This is a genomic window from Staphylococcus sp. HMSC072B07, from assembly GCF_001815505.1.
GTDB lineage: Bacteria > Bacillota > Bacilli > Staphylococcales > Staphylococcaceae > Staphylococcus > Staphylococcus simulans.
Window position 1 is genome coordinate 238539 of sequence record NZ_KV820915.1, and the last position, 5023, is coordinate 243561.

Annotated in this window: 4 protein-coding genes and 1 pseudogene; 3 read left to right on the forward strand and 2 right to left on the reverse strand. The window is 35.5% G+C overall.

Going from position 1 to position 5023, the window contains the following annotated elements; all coding sequences use genetic code 11:
- Together HMPREF3031_RS08510 and HMPREF3031_RS08515 are read right to left on the reverse strand one after the other, a co-directional pair.
- Positions 1–677, reverse strand: a 677-nt coding sequence (locus HMPREF3031_RS08510) for a cation diffusion facilitator family transporter (RefSeq protein WP_070684453.1), incomplete at its 3' end; no start/stop codon positions are given.
- Positions 678–882: 205 nt separating this feature from the next.
- The gene (locus tag HMPREF3031_RS08515) at positions 883–1263 is read right to left on the reverse strand and encodes a GtrA family protein (RefSeq protein WP_002479753.1); all 381 of its coding nucleotides are present in this window, start codon (positions 1261–1263) and stop codon (positions 883–885) included.
- 175 nt (positions 1264–1438) lie between these two features.
- Between HMPREF3031_RS08515 and HMPREF3031_RS08520 the strand changes: the two are divergent.
- The 3 genes and pseudogenes from HMPREF3031_RS08520 to HMPREF3031_RS08530 all read left to right on the forward strand — a co-directional run bounded on the left by HMPREF3031_RS08520 (position 1439) and on the right by HMPREF3031_RS08530 (position 4955).
- Positions 1439–2636, forward strand: a pseudogene (locus tag HMPREF3031_RS08520) (multidrug effflux MFS transporter).
- Between the two features lie 121 nt (positions 2637–2757).
- Positions 2758–3384, forward strand: a complete 627-nt coding sequence (locus HMPREF3031_RS08525; RefSeq protein ID WP_002479756.1) for a C39 family peptidase — start codon at positions 2758–2760, stop codon at positions 3382–3384.
- Between the two features lie 185 nt (positions 3385–3569).
- Entirely contained in the window at positions 3570–4955 is a 1386-nt protein-coding gene (locus HMPREF3031_RS08530; RefSeq protein ID WP_023015075.1) for an amino acid permease, read from the forward strand.
- Positions 4956–5023 lie beyond the last annotated feature (68 nt).

Here is a 5023-nt window from a genome sequence, read left to right on the forward strand (position 1 = left end):
GACACTTCTAACACATCTTGACGATAATTTTCTAAGTCACGTTCATTAAATCCATCACTTAATGTGAAGATTGCTTCTCTGAAAATAGAAAAGCCTGTATAAACGATTAACGCACCTAAAATCGTTGCGAGAATAATATCGACAATCGGTAAACCGAATTGTGTAAATATCAAGCCGATACCAGTTCCTAAACTGACAATACTGTCAGACATGTTGTCTACTGCCGAAGAATGGAGTGAGCGGCTTTTGGTTTGTTTTGCTAAACGGAAATTATAGTAAGACACACCAAGCATGACAAACCCACTGACAATACTGACAATAATCGTAATCGGTGTCGGTGTATGATAATCATTTAAAAACAAACGCGGGAAGTTTTGCATCATAACTTGAACCCCGACGAACATAATAATGAACGAAACAAGTAATGAAGCAATGTTTTCTGATTTTAAATGACCATAAGGATGATTACGATCAGCAGGTTTGATTGAAATTTTCAAACCGACAATAACCGCAATTGAAACTAAAATATCAGTCATATTGTTTAATGCATCGGCTCTGACTGCCGCAGAATGATACAACGTACCTACAACATATTTAACAATAGATAGTACAATATAGGTTACTAAACTTAAATACGCACCTTTTTGTGCGCGTTGTAAATTAAGTGTTTGCGACATGGAATGTCCCACCTTTTCTTTAATTCATGTTTAGTATGCGGTATTTCATAACCACTTTCAATTTTTTTATTTTTTATTATTTTTTAATTTCTTGTGCTAATTTTTTAGTTAGCCTAACCTAAATATTAATTAAAACGAAACCTTGAGTTGAGACTAAAAAAACAAGATAAGCCCTTTATTAAAATGAATCTTATCTTGCTTCGTATTAGTCTCTTAATATGTATTTAGATAATACAAATGTTACAGGAATGGTAATGATTAATCCTGCAAAAGGTGCAATCACTGATGAAATGTGAAACCATTGTACAAAGACATAGAGCAAAACCGTCTGCATGCCCATATTTACAACTTGCGTTAAAGGAAATTGAATAAATTTGCGCCATGTCGGTTTGACTTTATACACAAAATAACAATTCAAATAGTACGAAATAATGAAACTGACTACAAAACCTGTAATATGGCTGACAAGATAATTGATACCTATCACTTTCAACAATAATAAATATACAATGTAATAATTGAAGGTATTAATACCGCCTACTATAATAAATTTGATAATTTCAAAATGTGTTTGTGTTAACTTCATCTATCGTGCACCATCACTTTTCTTCTAAAAATCGATAATTCAACGTTATTATAGCACTTCTAAATTCTGCATTTCACTTATTTTCTGTCGCACTTAAAAAAAATATACACACAAGCCGCTGATTTACGTTACAATTAACCATAATAATTGATTAACAGAATAGGAGTTATCTCAAATGGTCAAAACTGAACAATCACGGCTCCCTATTATTATGATTATAGTTTTAGGAGCTATGACCGCTTTCGGTCCGATGTTGGTAGACATGTATAACCCTGCTCTTCCTCAAGTGCGGGATGATTTCGGTGTTTCTACTTCAACATCACAACTTACTTTATCCTTTGTCATGATCGGTATGGCACTAGGACAATTTGTTTTCGGTCCACTCTCTGACGTTTATGGACGTAAGAAAACAGTGTTATCGATTTTAATCGGTATTGCGGTTGTCTCTTTAGCTTGTGTCTTTGTGTCATCTATTAATGTCTTCTTAGTCTTACGTTTTATTCAAGGGTTACTTGGAGGCGGCGCAATTGTAATCGCAAGAGCAACTGTCAGTGACCAATATGAAGGTGCAAGCTTAACGCAAATGATCGCAACTTTGCTTGTGGTTAATGGTATTATTACGATTATTGCACCATTAATCGGCGGTTATACCTTAGCATTTACATCATGGAAAATGATTTTTTGCGGCATTAACACTGATTTCATTAGTGATTTTCTCAATTGCATTTATTAAGATGGAAGAAACACGTGATACGGCAAATGTACGCTTAAATTTCGGCGCAATTTTTAAAGACTTCGGTCACTTATTAAGCAAAGCGCGTTTTGTCATTCCAATGTTGATGCAAGGCTTTACTTACGTGATGCTTTTCAGTTTCGCAGCCGCTTCACCTTTCATCACACAAAAAATTTACCATATGTCACCTCAAGCATTCGGTTGGATGTATGCGGTAATTGGTATTGGATTAATTGCGATGAGTCAAATTACCGCATTTGCGGTGAAGTATATTGAAAGAGAGAAATTGCTGCATATCTTAACAGGTATTCAAGTATTTGGTGTAATCCTTGTGGTCATCACAACAGGTTTCCATTTACCATTACCGTTATTATTAGCTTCTTTCTTTATTATGGTATGGCCGGTAACAGGTATTGGACCGCTTGGTTTCTCTTTAGCGATTGAAGAACGTTCTGGGGGAAGCGGTAATGCTTCAAGTTTACTTGGTTTATTCCAATTTATCATCGGCGGTATTATCGCACCATTAGTTGGTATTCAAGGTGGTACAAGCGTCGGTCCATTTATTGTGATTATCTTAATCACTAGTGTGTTAGTCATCGTCTTAAACGTTTGGTTACACAAATTAATTCAAGTTAAATAACATGAATGAGAGTGAGACAACAGTCTCGCTCTTTTTTATATTTTCTGAGACAAAGTAATATACTCAGTCATGTACAACTTTTATAATAAGAGTAATGATGAACGATGGGGAGTTATCAAAAATGAAGAAAATACTAAATGTTAAACCAAAAAGTCAGCTCTCTCCAATTCCTATGGTCATGGGCTGTGAAGGCACTGCCGCATCTATGCTGCTGGATTATAATCATATATTTGTCCACCCTATTTCTTTAATGAAGCGTTGGCCGACACATCCAAGCAATCCGAATAAAGGCTACGTCGGTCATTTCTTAATGATTAAACCGGGTGCACATCAAACGATTTTCCCAAATGCATTTGTTCCCTACTTGAAACAATACGACACACGTATTAAAGATGGTACTGGTAAATCATTAGCTGAACTTGAACGTATTATCGATGCAGGTCAACCTGTGTTGATTTATCACACAGTACTGGGCCAAAAACCGCAGCGTAGAACGTTCAGAGTCGATGACACACGTAAAGAATGGGTCTCAAACATTCATATCACCTTATTAATCGGATATGACCAAAACAACTATTTTTATATTGATCCATTATGGGCACAATTTGGTCGTAAACTCTATGTTCCGGCTTTGATCCCTTCACGTTATCAAGTGATTCAAATCCCGAAAGATAAAATGCGTCAAAGCTATGACTCAGCCGGTCGTTTATGTTTGTATCATGCGACAGAAGCCACAGAAAATTTATAGAAAATGCTTACCCAAACCAGCTAAAAAATAACAAAATTTTTGATAGTTTTAAATTATGTACTTCATAAAAGTTTTTTATATTTATACATTAACAATTGCAATGTCCTGAAATTTTTTATATCATTATTAACATCATTTAACGTCAACCCCTTTGTCATATACAAATCCGAAAGGGTGCAAAAATTTTGGGACAGAAATTACAAAAAGACCTCAGCAATAGGCATATACAGTTAATCGCGATTGGTGGGGCAATTGGTACAGGTCTCTTTTTAGGATCTGGCCAAACGATTAAATTAACAGGTCCGAGTATTTTCATCGCTTATATCATCATTGGGATGTTTTTATTTGCGTTTATGCGCGGACTGGGCGAGTTACTTTTAAGCAACACACGTTTTAATTCATTTGTAGATATTGCTAATGAATATCTAGGACCATTCGGCGGTTTTGTGATTGGATGGACCTACTGGTTTTGTTGGATTGCATCAAGCATGTCTGACTTAACAGCTATCGGTCAATATATTTCATATTGGCTGCCTGATGTTCCTAACTGGATTTCAGTGCTGTTCGTGGTATTAATCTTAATTTCATTCAACTTGTTAGGCGCAAAGTTGTTTGGTGAACTAGAATTCTGGTTTGCTTTAATTAAGATTATAACTATCATCGCATTGATTGTAGTAGGACTAGTATTAATTTTCATGTCAGTAAAAACTGAACATGGTACAGCAAGCTTTTCAAACTTAGTCAGTCATGGCGGATTATTCCCTAATGGTGCTTTCGGCTTCTTAATGGCTTTCCAAATGGCAATCTATTCATTTATTGGTATAGAATTGATCGGTGTAACTGCCGGTGAAACGAAAGACCGTGCTAATACGATTCCGAAAGCCATTAATAATGTACCGATTCGTATCTTATTATTCTATGTCGGTTCATTAATCATTATCACATCTGTAGTTCCTTGGAATACTTTAAGTGAAAACTCAAGTCCATTCGTTAAAGTATTCGGTTTGATTGGTATTCCATTCGCCGCAAGTCTTGTGAACTTTGTAGTTATTACAGCTGCAGCGTCAGCTACTAACAGTGGTATTTATTCAAACAGCCGTATTTTATTCGGTTTAGCTGAACAAGGCTTAGGTCCTAAAGCATTAGGTAAAGTCAACCATCGTGGTGTACCGCATATTTCAATGTTGATTTCATCAATTTTATTACTGTTCGCAGCATTATTGAATTATGTCTTCCCTAATGCAGTACAGTTATTTATCTATGTCACAACACTATCAACCGTACTTTACTTATTTGTTTGGACATTGATTATCATTTCATACATTATTTATGCCTTTAAAAACAAGCAGGAACATAAAACGAACGACTTTAAATTACCAGGTGGTCCATATGCCGGTATCGTTGTGTTACTCTTCTTCTTGTTTGCCTATGTACTATTATTCTTTACAGAAGAAACAAGAAATGCGCTATTTGTATCACCGATTTGGTTTATTATCGTCATTATTTTCTATCAAAAATATAAACACAACGCACATGCGAATGTCGCAAAAATGCGTGAAACAAAAGAATAAATCTCAAAAAAGCCAAGAACGTCAGTGTTCTTGGCTCAGACCGTAGACAAACTACCGTTATAACTTGA

Coding starts and splice junctions, on each gene's coding strand:
- HMPREF3031_RS08515 (WP_002479753.1), bottom strand. CDS start 1,263: ATGAAGTTAACACAAACACATTTTGAAATTATCAAATTTATTATAGTA.
- HMPREF3031_RS08525 (WP_002479756.1), top strand. CDS start 2,758: ATGAAGAAAATACTAAATGTTAAACCAAAAAGTCAGCTCTCTCCAATT.